Genomic DNA, 26,173 nt, shown 5'->3' on the forward strand with positions numbered 1-26,173 from the left:
AGGCGTGAATGAAGTCGAGAGCTTGGTCGATACGCATAAAAAAATCCGAAACCCAACAAGGAGTTTCGGATTCTTACACAGCCTGAGGATCGGTCAATGGATCCTTAACTGATCGGCATTACCCTTAGGGGCCTTTCTTTTTTCATCACGGCAAGGAGCCAGGATGCAGACCACAGAACGTGCGCTTGAGATAAGCGACGACAAGGGGCGCCTCGACGTCCCGCTCATTCACCGTTTCCTCAGTGAAGAGGCCTACTGGTGCCTCGGCATTCCCCTCGCTACCCTGCAGCGGGCCATCAACCACTCCCTGTGCTTCGGAGCCTATCTCGACGGCCAGCAGGTCGCCTTCGCCCGGGTCATCACCGACAAGGCAACCTTCGGTTATCTCGCCGACGTCTTCGTGCTGCCCGAACATCGCGGGCGCGGTCACAGCAAGGCCCTGGTGGCAGCCATCCTCGCCCACCCGGAGCTGCAAGGGCTGCGCCGTCTCTCCCTCGCCACCTCCGATGCCCACGGCCTCTACGCCGGTTTCGGTTTTGTGCCGCCGAGAAGCCCCGGCAGCCTGATGGAAATCTACGACCCCGAGATCTACCGGCGTCCCTGAGCCCGGCCGATCGCCAGATCCGTCGCCGGATCACCTTCCGGGCAGCGGCGCTGTGACGCCAGCGCCCGGGAGTGCTAGATTGGCAGCCGGCATTTCACTCTCCCTGCAGACTCGTCAACCACAAGGATGGCAACCGTGGCCCAGCACTCTCCCTCTTTCTCCGCCTTCTCTCCCTTGTTGCAGGAGCAGGCCCTGCGCCACTGGCAGCGGCTGCTCGCCCTGGCGCCCCAGTATGACGCACTGCCCGAGTCCACCCGCCAGAACCTGCTGACCCTGCTCGGCCTCTCCGACTTTGTCGCAGACTCCCTTATCAAGCAGCCGGGGCTGCTGGCCGAGACCCTGGCATCGGACGCACTGACCCGGGCCGAGCGCTGGCCCGCCTATGAACCTGAGCTCGCAGCCCTGCTCGCCGAGGTCGCGGACGAGGAGGCGCTCAAGCGCATCCTGCGCCAGTTCCGCCGCAGCCGCATGCTGGTGATCGCCTGGCGCGAGCTGCTCGGGGAGTCAGAGGTCGAAGAGAGCTTCATCCATCTCACCAAGCTGGCGGATGCCCTCATCAGTGGTGCCCGCGACTGGCTCTACGCCAAACAGTGCAGCGAGCTGGGCACCCCCATGGACGGCGATGGCAACCCCCAGCCGCTGCTCATCCTCGGCATGGGCAAGCTCGGCGGCGGCGAGCTCAACTTCTCCTCGGACATCGACCTTATCTTCACCTTCCCCGAGAACGGCTACACCGTTGGCGGTCGGCGGGAGCTCGCCAACCAGCAGTTCTTCATCAAGCTGGGGCAGCGTCTCATCAACGCCCTCCACCAGCCCACCCAGGATGGTCAGGTGTTCCGGGTCGACATGCGGCTGCGCCCCTTTGGCGATGCGGGGCCGCTCGCCATCTCCTTCGCCGCCATGGAAGACTACTACCAGCATCACGGCCGCAACTGGGAGCGCTACGCCATGGTCAAGGCGCGAGTGCTGGGCCCCCAGTGTGAACACGCCATGGCCCTGACCGAACTGCTGCGCCCCTTCGTGTTCCGCCGCTACATCGACTTCGGCGTCATCGACGGCCTGCGCCAGATGAAGGCGATGATCGCCGCCGAGGTGCGCCGCAAGGGACTGGAGGGCAACATCAAGCTGGGGGCCGGGGGCATTCGCGAGGTGGAGTTCATCGCCCAGGCGCTGCAACTCATCCGTGGCGGGCGCGAGCCCGCCCTGCGGGTACGCCACCTGCCCGAGGCGCTGGCCGCCATCGCCCAGGGGGGTGCCCTGGAGGGGAGCCAGTGCGAACGCCTGCTCACCGCCTATCGCTTCCTGCGCCGGGTGGAAAACATCTTGCAGGAGATCGGCGATCAGCAGACCCAGACTCTGCCCACCGAGGATCGGGATCGCCAGCGGCTCATCGCCACCCTTGGCTTTACCGACTGGGACGCCTTCATGGCCCACCTCGATGAGGAGATGGCCGCCGTCCATCAGGAGTTCGTCGCCGTGGTGGGGGAAGAGAAGGAGGCCCCCGCCCACCTGGAACAGCTCTGGCTCGATCTCTGGCGCACCGAGCTTGATGCCGCCGAGCTGGAAAAACTGCTGACCACGCAGGGAGTGGTGGAGCCCGCCCCCCTCTGCGCCGCCCTGCTGCGTTTCAAGGAGGAGTACAAACGCCGTCAGGTAGGGCCCCAGGGGCGCATCGCCCTGGACTGGCTGATGCCGGAGCTGCTGCGCCTGGTGGTGGCGAGCCGCGAGCCTGCCCGCCTGTTCGAGCGGGTCTGCACCCTGCTGACTCGCATCTTCACTCGCAGCGCCTATCTGCAACTGCTGGCGGAAAACCCCGCCGCCCTGCGCCAGCTGGTACGCCTGTGTGACGAGAGCAACCTGGTGAGCGAGCAGCTGGCCCGCTACCCCATCCTGCTGGACGAGCTGCTGGATCCCCAACACCTCTACCACCCCACCCCGCTGGATCAGTACAAGCCCCAGCTGCGCCAGTTCCTGCTGCGCATCCCCGAAGAGGACGTGGAACAGCAGATGGAGGCGCTGCGCCAGTTCAAGCAGGTGCAGCTGCTGCGCATCGTCGCCGCCGACATCGCCGGTGCCCTGCCGCTGATGAAGGTGAGCGACCACCTCACCTGGCTGGCGGAGGCGATCACCGAGGAGGTGGTCAATCAGGCCTGGGCCCAGATGAGCGAACGCTACGGGGTACCGCCCGAGGTGGCGGTGAGCGGCCAGCGCGGCTTTGCGGTGGTGGCCTACGGCAAGCTGGGGGGCATCGAACTCGGCTACGGCTCGGATCTCGATCTGGTGTTCCTGCACGGCGGCGACCCCAACAGTTACACCGATGGCCGCAAGCCCATCGACAGCCGCCAGTTCTACCTGCGCCTGGCCCAGCGGATCCTGCATCTGTTCAGCACCCGCACTCCGTCCGGCATCCTCTACGAGATCGACATGCGGCTGCGCCCCTCCGGCGACTCAGGCCTGCTGGTCTCATCGCTGTCGGCCTATGAGCAGTACCAGCAGCAGGAAGCCTGGACCTGGGAGCATCAGGCCCTGGTGCGAGCCCGTCCCATCTATGGCGATGATGCCGTGGTCGCCGAATTTGCCCGCATCCGCCGCGACGTGCTGGCCAAGGAGCGGGATCTGCCCACCCTGGCCCGTGAAGTGCGGGAGATGCGCCAGAAGATGCGGGATCACCTGCTCAAGGCGGGAGAGGGAGAGTTCGATCTCAAGCAGTCCCCCGGTGGCATGGTGGACATCGAGTTCATCGCCCAGTACCTGGTGCTGGCCCATGCCTGCGGTGAGCCGGACGCCCTCACCCGCTGGTCAGACAATGTGCGCATCTTCGATGAGTGCGTGATGGCGGGAGTGCTCACACTGGAGCAGGCGGAGGGGCTCAAGCAGGCCTATCTGGAGATCCGCAACCTCGGCCATCGCCTCAATCTCTCGGAGATCTCCCGCAAGGTGGGGGACGATCAGTTGCCGCGAGAGCGGGGCCATGTGCTGGCGGTCTGGCAACAGCTGCTGGGAGAATAAGCAGAAGGGGCGCCATGGCGCCCCTTCTCGTTTACGAAAGGCTTGTTGAAGATGACCTAGCGTCCGCCCGCCACATCGATAAAGGTGCCGGTGGCATAGGAGGCCTCGTCCGACAGCAGCCAGGCGATGGCGGTGGCCACTTCGGCCGGCTGACCGCCCCGTTGCAGGGGAATATTGCCCTTGATCCTGTCCACCCGGCCGGGCTCGCCGCCGTCGGCATGCATGTCGGTGTAGATGAAACCCGGACGCACCCCGTTGACCCGGATCCCCTGAGCCGCCAGCTCCAGCGACAAGCCTCTGGTCAGCACGTCGACGGCCCCCTTGGCGGCGGCATAATCCACGTACTCCCCGGGGGAGCCCAGCCGGGCAGCGGCCGAAGAGACGTTGACGATGGCGCCCCCTGCCGTCATGCGGCGCACCGCCTCGCGGCAGCAGAGAAAGCAGCTGGTGACATTGGTGGTCAGGGTCTGGTTGATGCGCTCGGCGCTCATCTCCAGCACCCGCATCTGGGGCTGCAACCTGCCGGCGTTGTTCACCAGATGAGTGACGGGGCCGAGCCGCGCGTCCATCTCCTCGAACAAGCGCACCACCTCGGCCTCCACGCTGACATCGGCCTGCACCGCGATGCACTCGACCGGATGGGTGGCCAGGATCTCGGCCACCACCGCCTCGGCGGACGCCCTGTCCTGACGATAGTTGAGACAGAGATGGTAACCCTGAGCCGCCAGATAGCGGGCTGTCGCGGCCCCGATACCTCTGCCACCGCCGGTGATCAGCACCCGTTTGTTCATGAACCCTCCTGGTTCCCGGTTTCGATGACTGCTTCGCATAGTACCTCATGTTGGCGACCACACCTCGTCCCGTAACGCCCGGCAGCACAGCAAAGAGCCCGCACGGGGCGGGCTCTTGATGACAACACCGGGAGGTTGGCTATTTGAACAGGCCCTTGAGCAGCTGGTCCGCCACCCCCTTCACCCCTTCGTTGTCGGCCTTGTCGCCCAGCAGCTTCTTGAGACCGCGCTCGGCCTCCTTGCGGGCCTTCTCCTCCAGCACCTTGTTGTTGCTGAGCAGAGCCTTCACGTCGAGCTTGTAGCTCGGCGCCTGCCAGTGGCCGCCGATGCGCACCGGTATGGTGATGTCCTTGAGCTCATCCACCGTCTTGCCCCCCTGCCCCTTGCTGCTCTCCACCACGGAGGTGAGGAACAGGAAGTCGAGGGTCTCCGGCACCAGGGTGGTCTGGCCCTGCCCCTTCACCCGCAGGGCGGGGGCAAACAGCTGGATGTCATCGCTCCTGGCAACCCCGTTGGCAATCTGGAAGCTGGCGGTGAGGGCGCTGAAGTCGGTCTTGCGCACCTCCTTCACCTGATCCGCCCCCTTGCCGGTCAGGGTGGCCCGCGCCTCGCGGATCATCTCCGCCAGGTTGATGCCGTGCAGGGCGCCATCGCTCAACTTGAGGTTCACCTTGCCCTGCATCCGGCTGCGCAGCGCCTGCTCGGAGAGTCCTGAGCCCTGCGCCTCGACCTCCAGATCCCCCTTGCCTTCCAGCAGGTCGGTCTGGGCCAGGGTCTGCAGCAGCGGCCGCACTTCGACTCCCTGCACCCGCTTGCTGATCTGATAGCGGGCCGGCTGCTGACGGGCATCGAGCAGACCGCTCGCGGTCACCTGGCCGCCGGCCACCCCGGCGCTGAACTGCTTGAGGGTGAGCTGACCACCGGCCAGGGCCAGTTGCAGATCGACGGCGCTCAGATCCAGCCCCTTGAGGCGCAGGCTGCCCAGTTGCAGGCGGCCAGCCAGGTCCACCGCCTTGAGGGCGGTCAGATCAGGCTCTACCGTGGAGAGCGCCCTGTTGGCGGGCGCCGCAGCCTGCTCCTTTGCTCCGGCCGGTGCAGCCGCCCCTGACGTGGCGGCAGCGGGCGCGGCCTTGGCCGATTGACCGAGCCAGGCGTCGAGATCGAGCTTGTCCCCCTTGAGGTCAAAGTCCACTTTGGGTACGGCCCCCAGACGAACGGCGCCGCTGCCGCTGAGCAGAGCATCATCCACCCCCATCACCAGGTTGCTGAGGGCGACGGCCTGCTTGTCCAGCTCGGCGCGGGCAAAGCCGGCGAGCTTCACCTGCATCTGCGGGCGCGGCAGAGAATCACCGCTGAGCTTGGCGGCCAGCACGCCATCCGATATCTCCAGCAGTTGCCGGTTTTCATCGAGCCGCGCCTTGAGGGTCCCCTCCAGCGTACCGGCCAGGGTCGGCTTGTTCGCTGCCCCCTGTGCCCCTTGCAGACTGAGGGTGAGGCTGCTCCACTGCCCCAGTGCCAGCCGATCGGCCTTGAGGGAGAAGGCATCCAGCCGCTGGGTCGGTTCGCTCAGGCTCCCCGCCAGTGCGACATCTTTCAGCTCGCTGCGGCTGGCATCGGACGCCAGCTTAAGCTGGGCCGACCCCTTGAGATCAAACGCCAGCTCACCCTGGGCCCCCTTGGCGGCCAGAGTCACCGGTACCCACTCCCCCGGGGTCAACTGCCCCAGATCGAGATCCAGCCGGTCGAGCCGGGAGACGGTACCGTTGCGATCGTCCCGCACCAGGGCGCTGGCATCCACCAGCGCGATGCCTTGCAGGCTGATCTGCCAGGGCTGCTTGTCACTGGCGGCTGGGGGCGTCGTTGCGGCAGGCTCGGAGGCCGCCTCCTCCTTGGGGTCGGCGGAGGCCTTGAGCAGGTCACTCAGGTTGGAGCTGCCGTCAGCCTTGGTCTGGATAAAGAGATGGGCGCCGCTCAGGGTCACCTTGCCGATCTCAAGCCGGTGGGAGAGCAGCGGCAGCAGGCCCACCGAGGCCTCCCCGCGCGTGAAGCGCACCAGGTCGGGCTCGGCGAAACCGGCGGGGTTGCGCAGCGCCACCTGCTCGAGGGAGAGGCCGAGGCTTGGCCAGAAACGCCAGCCGATATCCCCTTGTATCACCAGCTCGCGGCCGGTGCTCTTGCGCACCTGCTCCGCCAGCTGGGGCTTGAACTGGTTGGGATCGATGAGGGACACCAGGGCGGCGATGGCCACCACGGCCGCCAGCGCCAACCCCAGCAGGATGTAGATGATCTTCTTCACGATGGACTCCTTGAATGCGGATCTTGTGGCTGACTATACCACCGGGGGGATGACAGATGGGGCCTGTCTGCCAAAACGGGCCAGCGGCGAGACAGGGATAGTCGCAGCTAGTGCTGCCAGCGCAGCTCTTCCAATGCGCGGCAATAAAAAGGGCCCCGCAGGGCCCTGATGATAGTGGATGGCTGACGCCCGTCTCGCCCGGATCAAGGCTGACGCGGCAGATCCCTGTAGCCCATCTCGTACAGGGTGAAGGCATAGATGTCCGCACTCTGCTCGATAAGCTTGGCCACCGGCGTGCCCGCCCCGTGCCCGGCATTGGTCTCGATGCGGATGAGCTGGGGATGGGGGCCGGCATTGTCGGCTTGCAGGGTGGCGGCAAACTTGAAGGAGTGGGCCGGCACCACCCGATCGTCGTGATCCGCCGTGGTCACCAGGGTCGAGGGGTAGCTGACCCCGGCCCGAACGTTGTGCAGGGGCGAGTAGCCCTTCAGGTAGTCGAACATCGCCTCGCTGTCGGCGCTGGTGCCGTAGTCATAGGCCCAGCCCGCCCCGGCGGTGAAGGTGTGGTAGCGCAGCATGTCGAGCACCCCCACCGCCGGCAGGGCGACCCGCATCAGATCCGGCCGCTGGGTCATGACCGCCCCCACCAGCAGACCGCCGTTGGAGCCACCTCGGATCGCCAGCCGATCGGTGCGGGTGTAGCCCTCGGCCTTGAGGTACTCGGCCGCCGCGATGAAATCGTCGAACACGTTCTGCTTGTTCTGCTGGGTGCCCGCCAGGTGCCAGGCCTGGCCGTACTCGCCGCCCCCGCGCAGGTTGGCCACCGCATAGACGCCCCCCAGATCCAGCCAGTTGGCTACCGACACGCTGAAGCTCGGGGTCAGGCTCACGTCGAAGCCGCCATAGCCGTAGAGGATGGTCGGGTTGCTGCCATCGAGTTTCAGCCCCTTGCGGTAGCTGATGATGAGCGGCACCCGGGTGCCATCCTTGCTCTGGTAGAAGCGCTGCTCGGAAACGTAATCCTCCGGTTTGAACGGCGCCGCCGAGGCGCGATAGAGGCTGATGGCGCCGCTCTTGGGCTCGAACCGGTAGAGAGTCGGCGGCTGGGCATAGTGCTCGAAGCCGAAGTAGAGGGCGGGGTCGTCGTGCTTGCCGTTGAAGCCACTGACGCTGCCAAGGCCGGGCAGCGCCACCTCGCGCACCCGCTTGCCTTCGTAGTCGAACTGTTCGACCCGGGCGGTGGCATCCACCATGTACTCGGCGAACAGATAGCCGCTGCCGCTGTGTACCGTCAGCACCTGCTGACGCTCGGGGATGAGATCCCGCCAGTGGGCCGGACCCGGGTTGGCGGCATCCACCGTCACCAGCCGGCCGTTGGGGGCGTCCCGGTTGGTCAGCAGATAAAGGGTGCCGCCCTTGTTGTCCACCAGGCTCACGTCCGCCTCCAGACCCCCCTGCACCGTCAGCAGCGGCGCGTTCTCCTGGCTCAGATCCTTCACATAGAGGCGGTTGCCCGAGGTGGAGTTCGCCGCCGAGATAAGCAGGAAGCGGTCATCTTCGGTGACGGTCGCCCCCACGTAACGGTGGTGCTGGGCCGGGATGGCGCCGAACACCAGCCGGTCATCCTCCTGCGCCGTGCCTAGCCGGTGGAAATAGACCTTGTGCTGATCGGTCCTGGCCGACAGCTCGCTGCCGTCGGGCTTGTCGTAGCTCGAGTAGAAGAAGCCCTCGTGGCCGAGCCAGCTGATGCCGCTGAACTTCACGTCCTTGAGGGGCGCCTCCAGCGGCTGCTTGCTCTCTACGTCCATCAGGTGGATCTCGCGCCAGTCGCTGCCCGCCAGCGACAAGGAGTAGGCCAGGATGCGGCCATCGCGGGAGAAGCTCAGTTGATCCAGCGCCGTGGTGCCGTCGGGGCTGAGGGTATTGGGATCGAGGAACACCTCGGCCGGCTTGCCCTCCAGCTGGCGCCACAGGACGTTCTGGTTCTGCAGGCCGTCGTTCTTGAAGAAGTAGTGGTAGCGCCCCTCGCGAAACGGCGCCCCCTCCTTGGCGTAATTCCAGGAGGCGGCCAGCTTCTCCTTGATGGCGGCGCGATACGGGATCTGCGCCAGGTAACCCTGAGTCACCCGGTTCTGGGCCTTGACCCAGGCCTCCGTCTCGGGGCTGCGGTCATCCTCCAGCCAGCGATAGGGGTCGGCCACGGCCTGGCCGAAATAGTGATCCACCTGCTCACCCTGGCGGGTGACGGGGTAGTGAAGGCGCGTATTCCCTGACATGGCATCCTCTCTGGTTGGCTGGCCGCTGCACGCACAGAGCAGTGACAGGGCCAGCAGGCTGACAATGGCTCGCATCGAGGCGGCTCCCTGCGGTTTGAGTGAGCGAGCAGGTTAACAAAGCACGCCGGATGGCCCAACCCCCCGACCGGTGACAGAGAGTGGCCCGCCGACACGGAGGAGCCATATGAGTTTTTTCGCTTAAGTTTGCCGCTTTATTTTGTTTGTTATCCGGCCCTTGGGTCACAGGATGGAATAAGACACCAGCCAACGTGAGCCATTCAGGATAAAGCATGCCGTACAGCTACTTATCACATCTGCGTTGCAGCAAGACCGGCGAGATAGTGGATGCCGATCAGCCCCAGCAGTTGAGCCCGGTCGGAGCCCCCTTGCTGGCCAGCTACGACCTCGAGGCCCTGAAACAGGCCTGGCACCCGGCCGCTCTGCTGGGCCGCCCCGCCAGCCTGTGGCGCTACCACGAGCTGCTGCCGGTGCGCGACCCCGCCCAGGTGATCACCCTGGGGGAAGGCTTCACCCCTCTGCTGCCCCTGCCCGCTTTCGGCAAGCAGATTGGCATTCCGGATCTCTGGATGAAGGATGAGAGCATCATCCCCACCGGTTCTTTCAAGGCCCGCGGCGCCGCGGTCGGCGTCTCCCGCGCCCGGGAGCTCGGCATCACCCACTTCGCCATGCCCACCAACGGCAACGCCGGTGCGGCCTGGGCGCTTTACGGCGCCCGCGCCGGCTTGCGCAGCACCATAGTCATGCCCCAGGCGGCACCCGCCATCACAAGACTGGAGACCTCGCTGGCCGGTGCCCGCCTCTATCTGGTGGATGGCCTCATCAGCGACGCCGGTCGCCAGGTGGCCGAGGCGGTGGCCGAGCAGGGGCTGTTCGATGCCTCCACCCTCAAGGAGCCCTATCGCATCGAGGGCAAGAAGACCATGGGGCTGGAGATCGCCGAGCAGCTCGGCTGGACCCTGCCGGACGTCATCCTCTACCCCACCGGCGGCGGGGTTGGTCTCATCGGCATCTACAAGGCGCTGCGGGAGTTGCAGGAGCTGGGCTGGGTCAAGGGGCCGCTGCCGCGACTGGTGGCGGTGCAGGCGAGCGGCTGCGCCCCCATCGTCCAGGCCTGGCAGCAGGGGGAGCGCGAGTCGCGCTTCTGGCCCGACTCCCAGACCCTGGCCTTTGGCATCAACGTACCCAAGGCGCTGGGGGACTTTCTGGTGCTGGACGCCCTCTATCGCACCGAGGGGTGCGCCGTCGCGGTGGACGATAGCGCCATCCAGCGCGAGATCCGACAGCTCGCCGCGCGCGAAGGCAGCTTCGTCTGCCCGGAAGGGGCGGCCGCCTTCGCCGCCGCCCGCCAGCTGCGGGAAGCGGGCTGGATACAGGGGGGCGAGCGGGTGGTGGTGCTCAACACCGGCGCCGGCATCAAGTACCCTGACGCCATCACGGTCGTGCCCCAGCGGCTGCGCCGCGACGGGAGGATCCCGGCATGAGCTTCGACTGGTCCTTTGTTCTCACTACCCTGCCGGCGTTCGGCCAATCGGTCTGGGTCACCCTGCAGCTCGGCGCCATCGTGATCCTCACCTCGCTCGCCGTGGCGATGCTCAATGTGACGCTGCTGAGCCTGCACAAGCCCTGGCTGAACCGGGTGATCCGCGCCTATGTGGAGCTGGCCCGCAACACGCCGCTCTTGATCCAGCTGTTCTTTCTCTACTTCGGGCTGCCGGCGCTCGGCATCTCGCTCTCCGGCTTTGCCACGGCGGTGATCGCCATGACCTTCCTCGGCGGCGGTTACCTGACCGAGGCGCTGCGGGCAGGCGTTCAGGCAATCCCCCCCAGCCAGCTGGAAGCAGGCCGGGCCATCGGCCTCTCCCGCTGGCAGCTGCTACGCCACGTCCAGCTACCCCAGGCCTGGCTCGCCAGCCTGCCGGCGCTGTTTGCCAACTTCATCTTTCTGCTCAAAGAGACCACGGTGGCTTCGGCGGTGGCGGTGCCGGAACTGCTCTACACCACCAAGAACTACATCGCCCTCTACTACAAGACCTACGAGATGCTGGCGGTGCTGACCTTGATGTGCGTGCTGATCTTTCTGCCGCTCTCCCTCGCCCTGCGCGTCGTTGAAAGGAGGCTGCAACATGGTCAGTTCGGTCATTGAACAACTGATGCAGACACCTATTGTCCAGCTGCTGCCGTCACTCGCCACCCATGCAGAGGAAAGGAGGGATCAATATGGTCAGTTCGGTCACTGAATCGCTGATGCAGGCAAGGATCCCGATGTGGGCACTTATCTTCCTGCAGCTGCAGCCACCCTCACTCGCCACCCATACACAAGAAGGGAGGGATCACTATGGCCATTCCAGTCACTGAACAGCTGACGCAGGCGCTGCCGCTGCTGGCGGTGGGTGCGGGTCAGACCCTCGCCATCTCCCTGCTCGCCATCCTGTTCGCCACCCTGGGCGGGGTCGGTTATGGCGTGCTGGCCCAGCAAGGGGGAAGGCTGACTCGGGGAGTGCTGCGGGTCTATCTGGAGCTGTTTCGGGTGGTGCCCGTGCTGGTCTGGCTCTACCTCTTCTTCTTCGGGCTGCCGATCTTCTTTGGCGTAGACATCCCGGCCTTCTGGTGCGCCGTGCTGGTGCTGGCCCTGTGGGGCGCCAGCGAGGTGGGGGAAGTGGTGCGCGGCGGCCTCAACTCCCTCGCCCGCGGCCAGCAGGAGGCCGGGCTGGCGCTCGGGCTCTCCCGCTGGCAGCTCTATCGCCACGTGCTGCTGCCCCAGGCGCTGCAACGGCTGACGCCGCCGACCATCAACATCTACACCCGCATCATCAAGACCAGCTCCCTGGCGGTGCTGATCGGGGTGGTGGAGGTGATCAAGGTAGGCCAGCAGATCATCGAGCGCACCTATGGCTCGCTGCTTATCTACGGTCTGCTGTTCCTGTTTTTCTTTCTGGTCTGCTATCCGCTCTCGCTCGCCTCGCGCCGGCTGGAGCAACAATGGGGTAACGCGGTATGACACCTCTGCTTGAGCTCAATGCTGTCAGCAAACAATTCGGCCAACACCGGGTACTGGACGGGGTCAGCCTCACGGTGAACCCAGGGGAAGTGATCGTCATCCTGGGGCCGAGCGGCTGCGGCAAGAGCACATTGCTACGCACTCTCAACGGGCTCGAACCCATTCAGGGGGGCGACATTCGCTTCGATGGAGAGCGGCTGGATGCCAGCACCGACTGGCGGCGGCTGCGCCAGCGCATCGGCATGGTGTTCCAGAGCTATCACCTGTTTCCCAACCTGACGGTGCTGGAGAACGTGCTGCTCGGCCCTATGCAAGTGCAGAAGCGGGAGCGGGCCGAGGCCCTGCTGCAGGCGGAACAGCTGCTGACCCGCATCGGCCTGTGGGAGCGGCGCCATGACTATCCGCGCCAGCTCTCCGGCGGCCAGCAGCAGCGCATCGCCATCGTGCGGGCCCTGTGCATGAACCCCCAGGTGATGCTGTTTGACGAGGTGACCGCAGCGCTGGATCCCGAGATGGTGCAGGAGGTGCTGGAGGTGATCCGCGATCTCGCCGGCAGTGGCATGACCCTGCTCATCGTCACCCACGAGCTGGCGTTCGCCCAGGCGGTGGCGGATCGCATCGTCTTCATGGACGGCGGCCACATCCTGGAGCAGGCCGCCCCCCATCAATTTTTCGACAATCCCAGGAGCCAGCGTGCCCGCCAGTTCCTCGCCAAGTTTTCTTATACAACTGTCAGCAAACGAAAGGAGTCAGCATGAAGATAATTACCTCGGTCCTGTTTAGCGCCCTCATCGGCCTGGGCCTCGCCAGCGGCGCCGCCCAGGCAGAAGACGGTTCTCTCGCCAAGATCAAGGCCCGCGACAAGCTCATCGTCGGCGTTTTCACCGACAAGCCCCCCTTTGGCTACGTGGACGAGAAGGGCAACTACGTCGGCTTTGACACCGACCTCGGTCGCCACTTCGCCAAGGATCTGCTGGGGGACGAAAACAAGGTCGAGTTCGTGGCGGTGGAGCCCGCCAGCCGCATCCCCTTCCTGCAGAGCGACAAGGTGGATCTCATCCTCGCCAACATGACGGTGACCCCGGAGCGGCGGCAGGTGGTGGACTTCACCAACCCGAACCTCAAGGTCGCGGTGCAGGTGCTGGTGCCGGAAGGCAGCGACGCCAAGAAGCTCGACGATCTGGCCAGCAAGCGGCTTATCGTCACCACCGGCACCACGGCCGACATCTGGCTGACCCGCAACCACCCGGACTGGAAGGTGCTCAAGTTCGAGAAGAACACCGAATCCCTGCAGGCGCTGGCCCAGGGCCGCGGCGATGCCTATGCCCAGGACAACCTGGTGCTGTTCAGCTGGGCCAAGGAGAACCCGGGCTATCGGGTGCTGCCCGAGAAGCTGGGCTCGGAAGACCCCATCGCGCCGGCGGTGAAGAAGGGCAATATCGAGCTGCGTGACTGGGTCAACGACCGTCTCGCCAAGCTGGGGGAAGAGAAGTACCTGCTCAAACTCTACGACCAGTATGTGCGCGACAAGCTGAGCGCCGATACCGATCCCAACGACGTGATAGTGGAAGGAGGCAAGTGGCAGGGTTGAGCCCTGCCCCCACAGCAGTGCTGAGTGTGAAGTGTGTGATCTTTGGTTCCGTTGGTCTGCAAACCGCAAGGTTTGACCTTTCCAGGCGCCCCCTCCAGGTGGCGCCTTTTTTTGTTTGCAAGACCCCGGCAGGCGGGACACCCGCTCTGTGAGCCAGCTCCCCCTGCCCCGGGATGCCCTGTGCCATCCTCACTGAAACGGCAACGGGAGGAGAAACCCATGTGGATAGAGGCCGAGCCCGTCTACGGCGCCCTGGTGTCCCTGGCCATCGGGCTCATCATCGGGCTGGAGCGGGGCTGGCAGGTGCGCCAGCTCGGAGACAACCAGCGCATCGCCGGGATGCGCACCTATGGCCTCATCGGTCTGCTCGGCGGGGTCTGCGCCCTGCTGCTGCCAACCCTGGGGCCCTGGCTGGCCCTGCTCGGTCTGCTGACCGTGGTGACGGGGTGCGGCCTCTCGGTCTGGCTGGCCCAGCGCTGGCAGGGGGAGTTCGGCCTCACCAGCTCGGTAGCCATGGTGCTCACCTACCTGCTGGGGCTGATGTCGGTGCTGCAGAGCCCGAGCGAGGCGGTGGCCTGCGCCGTGCTGGCGGCCCTCCTGATGGGGCTCAAGGGCAAGATCCAGCAGGGGATGCTGTTCTTGAGCGAAATGGAGTTTCACGCCACCCTGCGTTTTCTGCTTATCTCCCTGGTGCTGCTGCCGGTGCTCCCCGATACCGAGATGGGTCCCCTCAATGCCTTCAATCCCTTCAAGATCTGGCTCATGGTGGTGGTGATCGCCGGCATCTCGTTCTGTGGTCACTTCGCGGTGCGCCTGCTCGGCACCCGCTCCGGGCTGGTGCTCACCAGCATGCTGGCGGGGCTCGCCTCCTCCACCGCCCTCACCCTGCAATTTGCCCGCCTCAACAAGGAGCAGGGAGGGCTGGAGCGGCTGCTGGCCACCGGCATTCTGCTGGCGGGAGCCACCATGTGGCTCAGGCTGCTGGCACTGGTGCTGATCATCCACGGAGAGCTGGCGCTGCGTCTGGCCGCCCCCCTGCTGCTACTGGCAGCCATCGTCTACGGCTTTGCCTTCTGGTTCTGGCGCCAGCGGGAAGAGATGCCGGACGGCCCGGTACAGCCCGAAACCCGCAACCCGCTGGATCTCGCCACCGCCATCAAGTTCGGTCTGCTGCTCGCCCTCATCGGCTTCATGGCCACCCTGCTGCAAAGCAAGGTGGGCAACTCCGGGGTCTATCTGCTGTCGCTGGTCTCCGGCATCACGGACGTGGACGCCATCACCCTCTCCCTCTCCCAGCTCGCCCAGAAGGAGCTGTCCCTGGAGGTAGCCGCCAGGGGCATACTGCTCGCCGGGCTGGTCAACTCCCTGGTGAAAGGGGTGCTGGCACTGGTGATTGGCGGACGCAGCCTGGGGCGGCGGGTCTTGCTCCCCTACCTCGTCTCCATCCTGCTCATCCTGCCCCTTGTCCTGATGACATGATGACGGGGATCACCTGACGGGCCCGGCACTCTGACACCCCCTCCCCTTGTCGCGTATACTGCCCCCTCTTGCAGCAGGAGGAGATGACCATGGCAAGCGACTGGGACAAGGTATTGGCTGGGGGCGCCCTGGACAGCCAGAGCGAGGAGATAGCGAACGACCGCATTCGCGGCCAGGCGCTGCTGAGCCGGCTCAACGCCTCACCGGCGGGGGATCACGTCCTGCGCCAGCAGATCTGCCGCGACCTCTTCGCCCACTGCCCCGACTCCTGCTGGATCAGCACCCCCTTCACCTGCGAATTCGGCCGCAACATCCACATCGGCGAGAAGACCTTCTTCAACTTCAACGTCACCATACTCGACGTGGGCGAGGTGCACATCGGCAACCATGTGCTGCTGGCCCCCAACGTGCAGATCTACACCGCCACCCACACCATGGATCATCTGGAGCGACGCAACTGGACCGCCTACAACAAACCGGTGCGGATCGGCGATGACTGCTGGATTGGCGGCGGAGCCATCATCTGCCCAGGCGTCACCATAGGGCCGCGCTCCATCATAGGGGCCGGCGCCGTGGTGACCCGGGACATCCCGGCGGACTCCTTGGCGGTGGGCAATCCGGCACGGGTGATCCGCACGCTACACCCGGGCGAGACCCGGGATCAGGCGTGCCTGTCATGATGGCTCTTGCCCTGCTGCCCCTGGCCTGGGCAGGCTGGCTCGGCGCGCACGATGCCAACTGGTGGCCGCTAGCCCTGATCCTGCTGATGAGCCTGCTGACCCTGGCCGTCTACGCCTGGGACAAACGCCAGGCCATTCGTGGTGGCTGGCGCGTGCCCGAGGCCCGCCTGCACCTGCTTGAGCTGTGCGGCGGCTGGCCTGGCGCCCTGGTCGCCCGCCAGTGGCTGCGCCACAAGACCCAGAAGGGGAGCTACCGCCTGCGGTTCTGGGCCATCGTCTGGGGGCAGTTGCTGCTGCTCGGGATCTGGCTCAGCTGGCCGCTCTGAACAACCAGGCAGGCATTGCCGCCCAAGGTCGGGTATGAGACAACGACAGCACGGGAGACAGATCCTCTCGTTCAAATATTGAAAGGAGTCATTCATGACCATGTGGACAGGTATCGTCCTGATCGTCTTTATCAGCGTGTCGTTCAGCTATCTCACCAAGCGCGCCCGCTACCAGATGGGGGATGCCCGCATTACCGACCGTCTTGGCAAGCAGGACATGATCATCAAGGAGTTGCAGGAGCGCATCGCCAATCTGGAGGCCATCGTCATCGAGGAGGAGAAACGCCGCCCGTTCAAGGAGCTCTGATCCGGCAAGCCGGGTGGCAAACCAACCAGCCCCCGGGCTGCAAGGGTTTGCCGCCGCCCCCGTTCGCACCCGCTCGCCCTCTGCCTGGCAAAACGAAATTTACAGCAGGATCAATCCCCTGCCATTTTTCGGCTGAATGATCGCCAAGCTGGCCCGTTCCCTGCTCCGTCATGACATCAGTCGTACGGAGAGTGACATCATGATCGCCATCGGCACCCTGCTTCCCCTCGCCTCCCTTGCCATCAAGCTCGGCAGCAAGCTGCTGGGCGACGGCACGCCGCCCGCCCAGACCGAGCCTGCCGTGCAGGAAGAGCACCTTGCCCCCACGGTGCAGAGCCTGTTCCAGCGCCTTGGCATCCAGGAGGCTGACAGCGAGCAGAACCGCCCTGCCATCAACCACTTCATGGGGGCGCTGATGCAGACCCTGGGCCAGGAATCCTCGGGCCAGTCGCTGCCCCAGGCCATCGATGCCGCCCGCATCCAGTTGGCAGACGGCACCCAGAGCACCCGCCTCGACGCGCTGCAGAGCGAGCTCGACACCCTCAAAGGCTCCCTTGGCAACAGCGACCTCAACCTCGATCAGCTGCTCTACGCCTTCAAGCAAACCCTGCCCAATGGCAAGGGGGAAGGTGTCGGCAAACTGCTCAATGCCAGCGCGTGAACGGGAGTGGAACCATGAAAAACGGCAACCTGGAGGTTGCCATTTTTGTCGGGCCGGATCCCATGATGCCACGCTAGGGCTGTGAAGGGGGCGGGTTCAGCATGGCGCCGGCCAGCGCGGTCTGCCCGCGATCCTGCAAGGTATTGGCCGCACCCAGGCGATCCGCTGTCTCCTTGTTCTGACCCAGCTTGAACTTGCCGACCAGCCGCTCAACCTCGATCTCTATGCCCACCACAGCCTGCACCATGGTCTCGAGATAGTCTCTCGGTGCATCCGCCATCTTCCAGGGAATGGACTCTCCCGCCTCGTGGGTACGGGTCAGGGTCGCGAGCAAGCGACGCACGAAGCGGGCATCGTCCCTCACCCGGATACGGCCATGGGCGTGTACCACGGCATAGTTCCAGGTGGGCACCTGCTGGTGATGCACCTGCTTGCCCGGATACCAGCTGGGGGAGATATAACCCTCGGCGGCGCGGAAGATCACCAGCACCTCGTCGCCGTCTTTCACCTCCTGCCAGAGCGGGTTGTTGCGGGCCACATGGGCCCGCAGCACACCGTGGGCCCCCTGCTCCCCATCGAACTCGAACGGCAGATGGTTGGCATCCAGCCCCCCTTCACCACAGGTGATCAGGGCCCCCAGAGGGTGCGCCTGCATCAGCTGGTGCAGCGCCTCGGGGTCGGTAACGGCGAAATGGGGTGGCAGGTACATGGGAACTCCTTGATCCGGTTGACGCGTCCATACGCATTGCAGCGGGATCATGCCCTGCCCGGCGCGGGCCGTCACCCCGAATGTGCCCACTGAGCCAGTTCATTGCCGCAGGTGCCGCAATTCCACATCATCATCCACAAACGCGATATAACACCCTATGTTCACGATGCGAATATCACCTTCACAGCCCAAGTGAATGGAAAAACAACATCAATGACAAAGATAATTCCGCTTTACCCCCCTCCCCCCTTCGCCAGATAGCCGATACGGTAGATCTCGCCCCCGGCAGGCAAGGGCGATGAGAGGGACGGGAGAAAATCCGCCTCCAGCCATTCCCATCGGGTGAGACCCCAGCCGCTCACCATGGCCTCGCCGTGCAGGTCGGCCAGCTGGTCGTGGGAAGCGACCTTGGTGCGCCGCAGCCTGGCCATGCAAGCCCCGTCGAGGGAGGCCGGATCCGGCGACCGCAGCAGATGCCAGGTCTCGATGCGGGGCCAGCCGAAATGCCGGGTGAGCGCCGCGAATCCCTCGCTTGCCAGGAATCGGTGCATCGCCTCGGCGCTGTGCCACACATAGAAGGGGGCATAGCGGTTCTCCTGCCCCGGCAGGGCCCCATCGTCCTGACGGCTGTAGAGATAGGCCTTGAACAACAGACCGGGAAAGCCGTCCAGTCTGGCGCCATTGCTGGCGATCCGCTGCTCGATCAGCGCCATGTCGTAGTCTGCGGGCAGGGTGAATCGGTAGTGCATGGCGATCATGAGGCCACCTCCTGTCTGAACATCCGGCCCTGGCCGAAACTCCACGCCTCGGCATCGTTCTGCTGGATCACCACCATGAGGTTGTCGGGATGGATCCCAAGCTCGGCCTCAAGGCGCTCGGCGAGACGTGCATAAAGCCGCTCCCTGGTCGCGGTGCTGCGCACCTTGCCCGCCAGGATCTGGAAGAGGATGAAACCCTGGTCCCGGCGGCCGGTCTGGTAGTGGGGGTCATAGATGAGCGCACTGGCAGGCAAGATCTCGAGGATCTGGAATTTATCCTTCGGCGGCACCTCGAACACCTCCACCAGGGTCTGGTGGTAGAGGGCGCTGAGTTGTTGCAGGTGTGCGTCGCTCATCCCCTCGCACAGGGTGATGCGGGTCAGCGGCATGGGGTCACCTCCTCGCGGGCGGGCAGATAGCCCACGGCCGTCACTGCGGCGGGCAAACCGGCGTAGAAGGCAAGATGGGTGAACAGCTCTTCCAGCTCATCCCGGGACAGGCCGTTTTGCCGGGCGAATGCAATATGCCAGGGCAGTTGTTGCACCCGGCCCAGTGACGCCAGGATGGCCAGGGTGATCAGGCTGCGCTCGCGGGCCGAGAGGGTGGGGCGCTGCCAGATATCGCCAAACAGCGTCTCTTCCGCCAGTCGGGCGAGTCGGGGGGCAAGCTGCGCCAGGGTGGCGCGATCGGGAACATCGGGTGTCATGGCAATCTCCTTGGTAGATGAAGCCACTCTCCCTCACTGCTACAATTTAAAAAATCGAAATATTTAAGACCAATCATCCCGATTATAAGGATAGTCATGTCACCCCTTCCCCCCAGTCTGGATCTCGATGCCCTGCGCAGCTACGTGCTGGGGCTGGAGTGCGGCAGCTTTGCGCTGGCGGCGCAGCGGCTGTGCCGCTCCACCTCGGCGGTCAGTGCCCAGTTGAAAAAACTCGAACAGCAGTGCGGCACCGTTCTGGTCATGAAGCAGGGACGTCACCTGGTGCCGACGGCCAGCGGTGAGCGCCTTCTGGGCTACGCCAAGCGGCTGCTGGAGCTCAATGACGAAGCCGTGCTCGCCCTCAAAGGGGAATTGCTGCAAGGGGAGATCCGGCTCGGGGTGCAGGAGGACTTCGGTGAATCTTTGCTCCCCGCCGTGCTGGGACCCCTCTGTCGCCAGCACCCGGCCCTGCGCATGACGACCCGCATCGATCGCAACGGGGCCCTGGTGCAGGGGATCAGGGAGGGCACCCTCGACATGGCCCTCGCCTGGCAGCCACAGGGAGAGCGGGAGGATCTTCCCCTCATCGAGGTGGTGCAACTGGCCTGGATTGCCCACCCCGAGTGGGACCCCGCCCCTTTGCTCGCGCGCGGGGAGCCCCTGCCCCTGGTGCTCTTCGATGCCCCCTGCCTGATGCGGGCACGGGCCATCCGCGCCCTCGACGATGCCGGGATCCCCTGGCGGATCGCCTTCACCAGCCAGAGCCTGGGTGGGATCTGGGCCGCCGTACAGGCCGGGCTCGGGATCACGGTGCGTTCCGCCATCGGCATGCCGGCCAGTCTCGCCACCCTCGGCGGCGTGCTGCCCTCACCGGGCACCCTGGGGGTGGTGCTGCTCACTGCCTGCCATGAAACCGACGAGGCCAGGAGCCAGTTGCAACGACTGCTCACGGACGCCGTGCATCATGCCAGCGCCTGGTCAACGCGCCCCACGGCGCCGAGGCGTACCCATAAAAAAACGGCAACCCTGGGGTTGCCGTTCTGCCTTCTTGTTCCCATGGCGAGCCGCTTGGCTTAACCCGCCCGTTTGGCCAGCCAGGCCTCGGCGGCGGTGAGGGCTGCCTCTATCTGCTCGCGAGCGACGCCTCCCTTGGCAACCCGCTTGGCCAGAGTCGCTTCCAGCTCCAGGTTCGGGTAAACATCCTCCCCCACCACGGGGCTGAAGCGCTGGAACTCGGGGAGGGAGAGTTCTTCCAGGGGCTTTTTCACCTGGATCGCATAGACCACGGTCTCGCCGACGATATGGTGCGCCTCACGGAACGGAATCCCCTTGGCCACCAGATAGTCCGCCAGCTCGGTGGCGTTGGCGTAGCCGCCCTGGGCCGCTGCCATGGTGCGCTCGCCATTGACCTTCAGATCGATGAGCACCAGCGCCGCCATGTCGAGGCAGTCGTGCCAGGTATCGAGGGCGTCGAACAGCCCCTCTTTGTCTTCCTGCATGTCCTTGTTGTAGGCCAGCGGCAGCGCCTTGAGGCTCATCAGCATGCCCATCTGGGCACCGACCACCCGGCCGGTCTTGCCACGAATGAGCTCCAGCGCGTCCGGGTTCTTCTTCTGCGGCATCAGCGACGAGCCGGAAGTGACGGCGTCAGACAGCTCGACAAAGCCCGCCTCGCCGGTGTTGTAGAAGATGAGGTCTTCGGCAAACCGCGACAGGTGGGTCATGGAGAGGGACGCCACGTGCATCAGCTCCACCACGTGATCCCGGTCGGAGACCGAATCCAGGCTGTTGCGGGTGGCGCCGCTAAAGCCCATGTCGAGCGCCAGCGCCTCCCGGTCGATGGCATAGGCGGTGCCCGCCAGGGCGCCGCAGCCAAGCGGGCTGGTGTCGAGGCGCTTGAGGGCATCCTGCAGACGGGAATGGTCCCGCTCCAGCATCTCCACATAGGCCAGGGCCCAGTGGGCGTAAGTGACCGGCTGGGCACGCTGCAGGTGGGTGTAACCCGGCAGTACCGCGGCCTGGTTGGCACGGGCGGAGGCCACCAGCCCCTGTTGCAGGGCGGTGATGGAACCGAGCAGCAGCTCGCCCTGTGCCTTGCACCAGAGTTTGAGGTCGGTGGCGACCTGATCGTTGCGCGAGCGACCGGTGTGCAGCTTCTTGCCAAGGGCGCCGACGGCGTCGATGAGCTGGCTCTCGACCCAGGAGTGGATGTCTTCGGCGTCCGAGTTCAGGATCTGCTGGGGATCCTGCTGCACGGAGGCGAGCAGCACTTCCATCGCCTGCTGCAACTTGACCTGCTCACCCTCGGTCAACACGCCCACCTTGACCAGCGCTTTGGCCCAGGCCATGGAGCCCTGAATATCCTGCTCCGCCAGCCGGTAATCGAACCGCAGCGAATCGTTGAACTGCTTGAACCGGCTATCGGCTCCCTGACTGAAGCGTCCACCCCAAAGTGCCATACTGCTCTCCTTGAATGCGTTGTCGGCGGCGCCTTGCGCCGTCGAACTTGAAATCTTGCCCTGTTTTTCTGCGAGCCTGTTATCTCACAGAAGCGCCCAGGGCGCAGCCGCTCTTGTCACACCCGATGAGGATGGCAAAGGGCCTCTCTGCCTGTAAAAGAGGGGGCCATGCCCCCTCGTATCAACGGGTGATAGCGCTTGCTTAGCCGTGGGTATGGTCGCCACCGATGGCTTGATGCTGCTCTTTCATGGCGCGGATCCGGCTCGCCAGGGTGTAGAGACGGATGAAGCCTTCGGCATGGCTCTGGTCGTACACTTCGTCGGCACCGAAGGTGGCGAAGTCTTCGGAGTAGAGGCTGTTCGGCGACTTCTTCTGCACCGCGGTGACCTGACCCTTGTACATCTTCAGCACCACTTCACCGTCGAGCTCCTCGGCGATGGCGTTGGCGGAGGCGACAATGGCCTTGCACAGCGGGGTGAACCAGCGACCGTCATACACCAGGTGGGAGAACTCGGCGCCGAGTTTTTCCCGCCAGGCGCGGGTCGGTCTGTCCAGTACCAGCTCTTCCACGGCGCGCAGTGCGGCAACCATCACGGTACCACCCGGGGTCTCGTAGCAGCCACGGGACTTCATGCCCACCATCCGGTTCTCGGTGATGTCGATCCGGCCCACGCCGTGCTTGCCGGCACGCTCGTTCAGGGTGGTCAGGATCTGGTGCGGGCTGAGCGGCTGATCGTCAACGGCCACCACTTCGCCCTTGGCCACGGTCAGCTTGACGTATTCCGGCTCGTTCGGGGCATCCTCTGCAGAGACTGTCCACTGCCAGACCGCTTCGGACGGCTCGTTCCAGGTGCTCTCCAGCTCGCCACCCTCGGTGGAGATGTGCCAGGCGTTGGCGTCGCGGCTGTAGATCTTCTTCAGGGTCGCCTTGCAGGGGATGTTGCGGGCTTCCAGATAGGCCAGCAGATCTTCCCGGGAGCGCATGTCCCACAACCGCCACGGGGCGATCACTTTCAGCTGGGGCGCCAGAGCAGCTACCGCCCCTTCGAACCGCACCTGGTCGTTGCCCTTGCCGGTGCAACCGTGGGAGATGGCATCAGCCCCTTCCGCCAGGGCAGCCTCGACCATCGCCTTGGCGATCACCGGACGGGCCATGGAGGTACCCAGCAGGTAGGTGCCTTCATAGACGGCGCCGGTCTTCAGGGTCGGGTAGACGTACTCTTTGACGAACTCTTCCCGCAGATCCTTGACGATGCACTTGACCGCGCCGGAGGCGATGGCCTTCTGCTCGATCCCTTCCAGATCGTCACGCTCCTGACCGACGTCGGCGACGAAGGCGATGATTTCAGCGTCATAGTGCTCCTTCAGCCAGGGAATGATGGCCGAGGTATCCAGTCCGCCCGAGTAAGCCAGTACGATCTTGTTGATTCCGCTCATTTACTTCTCTCCGTGATGATTCGATAAAAAGGGGTGATTCCGGGTCGGTTGCCGGATTACTTCTGGCCCTGTCCGAACAGGGTCAGCAGCACGGCGTTCTGAATATGCATCCGGTTTTCTGCCTCATCCATGATGAGGGAGGCTGGGCCGTCCATGACCTCCGAGGTGATCTCCAGCTCCCGGTGGGCCGGCTGGCAGTGCAGCACGTGCTGGATGCCGGTCCGATCGAGCAGGGCCTGGTTGATCTGATAAGGCATGAAGATATCTTTTACCTGCTCCATTGGTGTGTTGTCACCCATGGAAACCCAGGTATCGGTATAAACCACGTCAAAGCCTTCGATATCCGCGACATCATCGCTGATATGTATGGTCGCGCCAGATTGAGCTGCCAGCGCCTGGGCCTGCAGGAAGATCTGGGTATCCGGGCCATGACCTTTCGGGCAGACCAGGGTCACGTCGGTGCCGAGGGTCGCCCCCAGCAGCAGCAGGGAGTGGCTCACGTTGTTGCCATCGCCGAGATAGGCCAGCTTCACCTTGGACAGGTCGCTGTAGTGCTCGCTGATGGTCATGAAATCCGCCAGCCCCTGGCAGGGGTGGTAGAGGTTGCACAGGCTGTTGACCACAGGCACCGAGCCGAACTCGGCCAGCTCGACCAGGGTCTGGTGATCGAATACCCGGGCGACGATGGCGTCACACCAGCGGGACAGGTTGCTGGCGAAATCCTTCACCGACTCCCGCTTGCCGAGCGCCCCGTTCTGCTGATCCAGATAGACGCTGTGACCACCCAGTTTGGCGATGCCGATGTCGAAGGTGACCCGGGTACGCAGGGAGGGCTTCTCGAACAGGGTGACCACGCTCTTGCCCGCCAGGGCCTGGCTGTATTTCTTCGGATCGGCCTTGACCGCCTTGCCAAGCGCCAGCAGCGCCTCGATCTGGGCCTTGCTTAAATCACTGTCTTTCAGAAGATGTTGCATCGGATTGTCCTTTTCCCGGTGGAGATCAGAGGGTGACCTGGGTGCCGACAGCGCCGCCAGCCAGCAGCTTGAGCAGCTGATCCGGGTAGCGCCAGCTGGCGACACAGACCGGCTTGCCCAGGGTTTCGGCGGCGTGCAGGGCGGCTTTCACCTTGACCGCCATGCCGTCCGTGATAACCCCCTTCTCCATCAGGTCCAGCGCGCTCTGCTTGTCCAGTTGCGGCACCAGCTTGCCCTTGCCATCCAGAATGCCGCTCACATCCGACAGCATCACCAGATCGGCGCCCAGCGCCTCGGCAATGGCGGTGGCCGCCTGATCCGCATTGACGTTCATCATCTGTCCGTCGGCGGTAATGCCGATGGAGCTCACCACCGGCAGGAAGCCCTGCCCCAGGATGCCGGCCACCAGCGCCGGGTTGCCCGGCTTGCAGTCACCGACCGCACCGAGATCCGGATCGAGCTGGGTCACCTGGCACAGACCGCCGTCGGCGAGGCACAGACCCACAGCAGGAATGCCGGTGGAGATGGCCTTGGCCATCATCATCTTGTTGGCGGTCCCGGCCAGGGCACCGGCAATCACGGGGATCTGCTCGAACGGGGTCACCCGCAGGCCGTTCTTCTTGGTGGAGGTCATGCCCAGCCCCTTGAGCAGGTCGTCCACCAGGCAGCCACCACCGTGCACCAGCACCAGAGGACGGTGCTGATCATCCAGGAAGGTCTTCAGGGTGGCGAACAGGGCGGTCAGGGCCTCGTCGTTCTCGATCAGGGCACCACCCAACTTGATTACCAGCGTCTGCTTGTCCATCTTCTCGATCCTTTCTTAAAGCGTTAAATCAGGCCGGTGGCCGGTTCAAAACCAAACTTGATATTTATGCACTGCATGGCTTGCGAGGCGGCCCCCTTGAGCAGGTTGTCGATGGCAGAAACCACCACCAGCATGTTGCCCTGCTGCTGCCAGGCGATGTCGCAGTAGGGCGTGCTCGCCACGCCGCGGATGGAGGGCATCTGGCCGGTGAGGCGTACCAGCGGCTTGCCTTCGTAGGCCTTGAGGTAGGCCTGATCCACCTGGGTGTGCGTCACCCCTTCCGCCAGTTGCACATAGATGGTGGCCAGGATGCCCCGCACATAGTTGCCGAGGTGGGGCTGGAACAGCACCTCCTTGCCAAGGTGGTGGCTGATCTCCGGCTGGTGCCTGTGATTGAAGGTGCCGTAGGGATTGAGGCTCACTTCGCAGAAACTGGTGTTGATGGCGGCCTTGCGACCGGCCCCGGAGACGCCGGAAACCGCATTGATGATGGGCTGCCACCCCTGAGCAATCAGCCCGGCCTGTTGCAGCGGCTTGAGGGCGCACAGGGAGGCGGTCGGGTAGCATCCCGGCACAGCAATCAGCTGGGCGGCCTTGACGGCATCGGCATTCCACTCGGCCAGACCGTAAGCGGCCTGCTCCAGCCACTGCTCATTCTCGTGAGTGAAGCCGTAGAAGGAGGAGTAGAACTGCTGATCGTTGACCCGGAAGGCACCGGAGAGATCGAACACCGGCAACCCCTTGGCCAGGAACTTGGGCGCGAGTTCCGCACTCACCTCGTGAGCAGTGGCCAGCACCACCAGATCGGCCTGGGTCAGGATCCGGGTCATGCCGTCTTCGTCCAGGGGCAGCAGCGGCTGATCCAGCTTGCCCACCCATTGGGGATGCAGGGAAGAGAAGCGCTTGTGGGCGTCCTGGCTGCCGGCGGAAACATAGAGGCCGAATAGCTCGAGTTGTGGATGGTTCTGGACCAGAGCGGCCAGTTCGGCCCCCGCGTAGCCACTGGCACCGACGATAACGGTCTTAAGCATGTTTGAGTATTCCAAGTCTGGGTTCGAAATTCACAGCATGGTGCTGCGGTGCAAGGGGTCGGCTATCGCCCCTTTGATGCAACGAGTGCGGAGGGGCAATTCAGGCGGATATGCGTCGTCGGTTACAGATCAGGTGACAGAACATTAACTTTCCCTTACAACTAGAGGCCTTGTCGATGAGCACTCGAACAGAATATTCATGCACTCACTTTGCATTTGTATTTTCTAACAGAAACACTCCGGGGACGCAAGGA

25 protein-coding genes are annotated in these 26,173 nt (G+C 64.5%); 13 read left to right on the plus strand and 12 right to left on the minus strand.

What is annotated here, in order from left to right:
• The first annotated feature begins 163 nt into the window (after positions 1-163).
• On the plus strand, positions 164-604 hold the full coding sequence (locus tag ACNPAA_RS05200; RefSeq protein ID WP_010675667.1) for a GNAT family N-acetyltransferase: 441 nt from the start codon (positions 164-166) through the stop codon (positions 602-604).
• Between the two features lie 135 nt (positions 605-739).
• A complete protein-coding gene (gene glnE, locus ACNPAA_RS05205; protein ID WP_417891625.1) occupies positions 740-3,613 on the plus strand; it encodes a bifunctional [glutamate--ammonia ligase]-adenylyl-L-tyrosine phosphorylase/[glutamate--ammonia-ligase] adenylyltransferase in 2,874 nt (957 codons plus the stop codon).
• Between the two features lie 56 nt (positions 3,614-3,669).
• On the opposite strand, the gene ACNPAA_RS05210 is transcribed toward glnE, so the two are convergent.
• From ACNPAA_RS05210 to ACNPAA_RS05220, 3 genes are all read right to left on the minus strand, one after another.
• On the minus strand, positions 3,670-4,404 hold the full coding sequence (locus ACNPAA_RS05210; RefSeq protein ID WP_161470283.1) for an SDR family oxidoreductase: 735 nt from the start codon (positions 4,402-4,404) through the stop codon (positions 3,670-3,672).
• A gap of 139 nt (positions 4,405-4,543) precedes the next feature.
• Positions 4,544-6,700: an AsmA family protein gene (locus tag ACNPAA_RS05215; RefSeq protein WP_417891626.1), complete on the minus strand. Its 2,157-nt coding sequence runs from the start codon at positions 6,698-6,700 to the stop codon at positions 4,544-4,546.
• 203 nt (positions 6,701-6,903) lie between these two features.
• Positions 6,904-9,051, minus strand: a complete 2,148-nt coding sequence (locus ACNPAA_RS05220; RefSeq protein WP_417891627.1) for a prolyl oligopeptidase family serine peptidase — start codon at positions 9,049-9,051, stop codon at positions 6,904-6,906.
• A gap of 215 nt (positions 9,052-9,266) precedes the next feature.
• Here ACNPAA_RS05220 and ACNPAA_RS05225 point away from each other — a divergent pair, with 215 nt between their 5' ends.
• From ACNPAA_RS05225 to ACNPAA_RS05270, 10 genes are all read left to right on the plus strand, one after another.
• A complete protein-coding gene (locus tag ACNPAA_RS05225; protein WP_052815505.1) occupies positions 9,267-10,478 on the plus strand; it encodes a threonine synthase in 1,212 nt (403 codons plus the stop codon).
• A complete protein-coding gene (locus ACNPAA_RS05230; protein ID WP_103243727.1) occupies positions 10,475-11,140 on the plus strand; it encodes an amino acid ABC transporter permease in 666 nt (221 codons plus the stop codon). The genes ACNPAA_RS05225 and ACNPAA_RS05230 overlap by 4 nt, the downstream gene beginning before the upstream one ends.
• 192 nt (positions 11,141-11,332) lie before the next feature.
• Positions 11,333-11,995 carry an amino acid ABC transporter permease gene (locus ACNPAA_RS05235; RefSeq protein ID WP_171865333.1) on the plus strand — a complete coding sequence of 221 codons (663 nt, stop codon included), beginning with the start codon at positions 11,333-11,335 and terminating at the stop codon, positions 11,993-11,995.
• Complete coding sequence (locus tag ACNPAA_RS05240) at positions 11,992-12,753, plus strand: amino acid ABC transporter ATP-binding protein (RefSeq protein ID WP_171865334.1); 762 nt, start codon at positions 11,992-11,994, stop codon at positions 12,751-12,753. The genes ACNPAA_RS05235 and ACNPAA_RS05240 overlap by 4 nt, the downstream gene beginning before the upstream one ends.
• The gene (locus ACNPAA_RS05245) at positions 12,750-13,586 is read left to right on the plus strand and encodes a transporter substrate-binding domain-containing protein (RefSeq protein ID WP_319903059.1); all 837 of its coding nucleotides are present in this window, start codon (positions 12,750-12,752) and stop codon (positions 13,584-13,586) included. The genes ACNPAA_RS05240 and ACNPAA_RS05245 overlap by 4 nt, the downstream gene beginning before the upstream one ends.
• Positions 13,587-13,805: 219 nt before the next feature.
• Entirely contained in the window at positions 13,806-15,065 is a 1,260-nt protein-coding gene (locus ACNPAA_RS05250) for an MgtC/SapB family protein (RefSeq protein WP_161470291.1), read from the plus strand.
• 89 nt (positions 15,066-15,154) lie between these two features.
• Positions 15,155-15,745: a sugar O-acetyltransferase gene (locus ACNPAA_RS05255; RefSeq protein WP_161470292.1), complete on the plus strand. Its 591-nt coding sequence runs from the start codon at positions 15,155-15,157 to the stop codon at positions 15,743-15,745.
• Positions 15,742-16,071 carry a DUF1294 domain-containing protein gene (locus tag ACNPAA_RS05260; protein ID WP_161470293.1) on the plus strand — a complete coding sequence of 110 codons (330 nt, stop codon included), beginning with the start codon at positions 15,742-15,744 and terminating at the stop codon, positions 16,069-16,071. The genes ACNPAA_RS05255 and ACNPAA_RS05260 overlap by 4 nt, the downstream gene beginning before the upstream one ends.
• A 94-nt stretch (positions 16,072-16,165) precedes the next feature.
• Entirely contained in the window at positions 16,166-16,378 is a 213-nt protein-coding gene (locus ACNPAA_RS05265) for a hypothetical protein (protein ID WP_041211694.1), read from the plus strand.
• Between the two features lie 199 nt (positions 16,379-16,577).
• Positions 16,578-17,039: a hypothetical protein gene (locus ACNPAA_RS05270; protein WP_045522239.1), complete on the plus strand. Its 462-nt coding sequence runs from the start codon at positions 16,578-16,580 to the stop codon at positions 17,037-17,039.
• Between the two features lie 73 nt (positions 17,040-17,112).
• Here ACNPAA_RS05270 and ACNPAA_RS05275 read toward each other — a convergent pair whose 3' ends face one another.
• From ACNPAA_RS05275 to ACNPAA_RS05290, 4 genes are all read right to left on the minus strand, one after another.
• Positions 17,113-17,748: an FMN-binding negative transcriptional regulator gene (locus tag ACNPAA_RS05275; RefSeq protein WP_161470294.1), complete on the minus strand. Its 636-nt coding sequence runs from the start codon at positions 17,746-17,748 to the stop codon at positions 17,113-17,115.
• A gap of 233 nt (positions 17,749-17,981) precedes the next feature.
• Entirely contained in the window at positions 17,982-18,506 is a 525-nt protein-coding gene (locus tag ACNPAA_RS05280) for a DUF4865 family protein (RefSeq protein ID WP_049636107.1), read from the minus strand.
• Positions 18,503-18,895 carry a tautomerase family protein gene (locus tag ACNPAA_RS05285; RefSeq protein ID WP_128313078.1) on the minus strand — a complete coding sequence of 131 codons (393 nt, stop codon included), beginning with the start codon at positions 18,893-18,895 and terminating at the stop codon, positions 18,503-18,505. Before ACNPAA_RS05285 ends, ACNPAA_RS05280 begins: the two co-directional genes overlap by 4 nt.
• On the minus strand, positions 18,886-19,212 hold the full coding sequence (locus ACNPAA_RS05290; RefSeq protein WP_128313077.1) for a carboxymuconolactone decarboxylase family protein: 327 nt from the start codon (positions 19,210-19,212) through the stop codon (positions 18,886-18,888). Before ACNPAA_RS05290 ends, ACNPAA_RS05285 begins: the two co-directional genes overlap by 10 nt.
• A gap of 96 nt (positions 19,213-19,308) precedes the next feature.
• Between ACNPAA_RS05290 and ACNPAA_RS05295 the strand changes: the two genes are divergently transcribed.
• A complete protein-coding gene (locus ACNPAA_RS05295; RefSeq protein ID WP_223954762.1) occupies positions 19,309-20,289 on the plus strand; it encodes a LysR substrate-binding domain-containing protein in 981 nt (326 codons plus the stop codon).
• Here the strand turns inward: ACNPAA_RS05295 and argH are convergent.
• The 5 genes from argH to argC all read right to left on the minus strand — a co-directional run bounded on the left by argH (position 20,286) and on the right by argC (position 25,919).
• Positions 20,286-21,671: an argininosuccinate lyase gene (argH, locus tag ACNPAA_RS05300; protein ID WP_128313695.1), complete on the minus strand. Its 1,386-nt coding sequence runs from the start codon at positions 21,669-21,671 to the stop codon at positions 20,286-20,288. The genes ACNPAA_RS05295 and argH overlap by 4 nt on opposite strands.
• Positions 21,672-21,873: 202 nt before the next feature.
• Positions 21,874-23,109 (minus strand): argininosuccinate synthase, encoded by a 1,236-nt coding sequence (locus ACNPAA_RS05305; RefSeq protein WP_010675687.1) that lies wholly within the window; start codon positions 23,107-23,109, stop codon positions 21,874-21,876.
• Between the two features lie 56 nt (positions 23,110-23,165).
• Positions 23,166-24,083 (minus strand): ornithine carbamoyltransferase, encoded by a 918-nt coding sequence (locus ACNPAA_RS05310; RefSeq protein WP_010675688.1) that lies wholly within the window; start codon positions 24,081-24,083, stop codon positions 23,166-23,168.
• Between the two features lie 25 nt (positions 24,084-24,108).
• A complete protein-coding gene (gene argB, locus ACNPAA_RS05315; RefSeq protein WP_010675689.1) occupies positions 24,109-24,888 on the minus strand; it encodes an acetylglutamate kinase in 780 nt (259 codons plus the stop codon).
• Between the two features lie 23 nt (positions 24,889-24,911).
• Positions 24,912-25,919: an N-acetyl-gamma-glutamyl-phosphate reductase gene (gene argC / locus ACNPAA_RS05320; RefSeq protein ID WP_042864921.1), complete on the minus strand. Its 1,008-nt coding sequence runs from the start codon at positions 25,917-25,919 to the stop codon at positions 24,912-24,914.
• Between the last annotated feature and the right edge of the window lie 254 nt (positions 25,920-26,173).

It is taken from the genome of Aeromonas sp. PS2Canimalfood6 (assembly GCF_048276795.1).
Classification (GTDB): Bacteria; Pseudomonadota; Gammaproteobacteria; order Enterobacterales; family Aeromonadaceae; genus Aeromonas; species Aeromonas caviae.

Coding starts and splice junctions, on each gene's coding strand:
- ACNPAA_RS05200 (WP_010675667.1), top strand. CDS start 164: ATGCAGACCACAGAACGTGCGCTTGAGATAAGCGACGACAAGGGGCGC.
- ACNPAA_RS05210 (WP_161470283.1), bottom strand. CDS start 4,404: ATGAACAAACGGGTGCTGATCACCGGCGGTGGCAGAGGTATCGGGGCC.
- ACNPAA_RS05220 (WP_417891627.1), bottom strand. CDS start 9,051: ATGCGAGCCATTGTCAGCCTGCTGGCCCTGTCACTGCTCTGTGCGTGC.
- ACNPAA_RS05225 (WP_052815505.1), top strand. CDS start 9,267: ATGCCGTACAGCTACTTATCACATCTGCGTTGCAGCAAGACCGGCGAG.
- ACNPAA_RS05230 (WP_103243727.1), top strand. CDS start 10,475: ATGAGCTTCGACTGGTCCTTTGTTCTCACTACCCTGCCGGCGTTCGGC.
- ACNPAA_RS05235 (WP_171865333.1), top strand. CDS start 11,333: ATGGCCATTCCAGTCACTGAACAGCTGACGCAGGCGCTGCCGCTGCTG.
- ACNPAA_RS05240 (WP_171865334.1), top strand. CDS start 11,992: ATGACACCTCTGCTTGAGCTCAATGCTGTCAGCAAACAATTCGGCCAA.
- ACNPAA_RS05245 (WP_319903059.1), top strand. CDS start 12,750: ATGAAGATAATTACCTCGGTCCTGTTTAGCGCCCTCATCGGCCTGGGC.
- ACNPAA_RS05250 (WP_161470291.1), top strand. CDS start 13,806: ATGTGGATAGAGGCCGAGCCCGTCTACGGCGCCCTGGTGTCCCTGGCC.
- ACNPAA_RS05255 (WP_161470292.1), top strand. CDS start 15,155: ATGGCAAGCGACTGGGACAAGGTATTGGCTGGGGGCGCCCTGGACAGC.
- ACNPAA_RS05260 (WP_161470293.1), top strand. CDS start 15,742: ATGATGGCTCTTGCCCTGCTGCCCCTGGCCTGGGCAGGCTGGCTCGGC.
- ACNPAA_RS05265 (WP_041211694.1), top strand. CDS start 16,166: ATGACCATGTGGACAGGTATCGTCCTGATCGTCTTTATCAGCGTGTCG.
- ACNPAA_RS05270 (WP_045522239.1), top strand. CDS start 16,578: ATGATCGCCATCGGCACCCTGCTTCCCCTCGCCTCCCTTGCCATCAAG.
- ACNPAA_RS05275 (WP_161470294.1), bottom strand. CDS start 17,748: ATGTACCTGCCACCCCATTTCGCCGTTACCGACCCCGAGGCGCTGCAC.
- ACNPAA_RS05280 (WP_049636107.1), bottom strand. CDS start 18,506: ATGATCGCCATGCACTACCGATTCACCCTGCCCGCAGACTACGACATG.
- ACNPAA_RS05285 (WP_128313078.1), bottom strand. CDS start 18,895: ATGCCGCTGACCCGCATCACCCTGTGCGAGGGGATGAGCGACGCACAC.
- ACNPAA_RS05290 (WP_128313077.1), bottom strand. CDS start 19,212: ATGACACCCGATGTTCCCGATCGCGCCACCCTGGCGCAGCTTGCCCCC.
- ACNPAA_RS05295 (WP_223954762.1), top strand. CDS start 19,309: ATGTCACCCCTTCCCCCCAGTCTGGATCTCGATGCCCTGCGCAGCTAC.
- argH (WP_128313695.1), bottom strand. CDS start 21,671: ATGGCACTTTGGGGTGGACGCTTCAGTCAGGGAGCCGATAGCCGGTTC.
- ACNPAA_RS05305 (WP_010675687.1), bottom strand. CDS start 23,109: ATGAGCGGAATCAACAAGATCGTACTGGCTTACTCGGGCGGACTGGAT.
- ACNPAA_RS05310 (WP_010675688.1), bottom strand. CDS start 24,083: ATGCAACATCTTCTGAAAGACAGTGATTTAAGCAAGGCCCAGATCGAG.
- argB (WP_010675689.1), bottom strand. CDS start 24,888: ATGGACAAGCAGACGCTGGTAATCAAGTTGGGTGGTGCCCTGATCGAG.
- argC (WP_042864921.1), bottom strand. CDS start 25,919: ATGCTTAAGACCGTTATCGTCGGTGCCAGTGGCTACGCGGGGGCCGAA.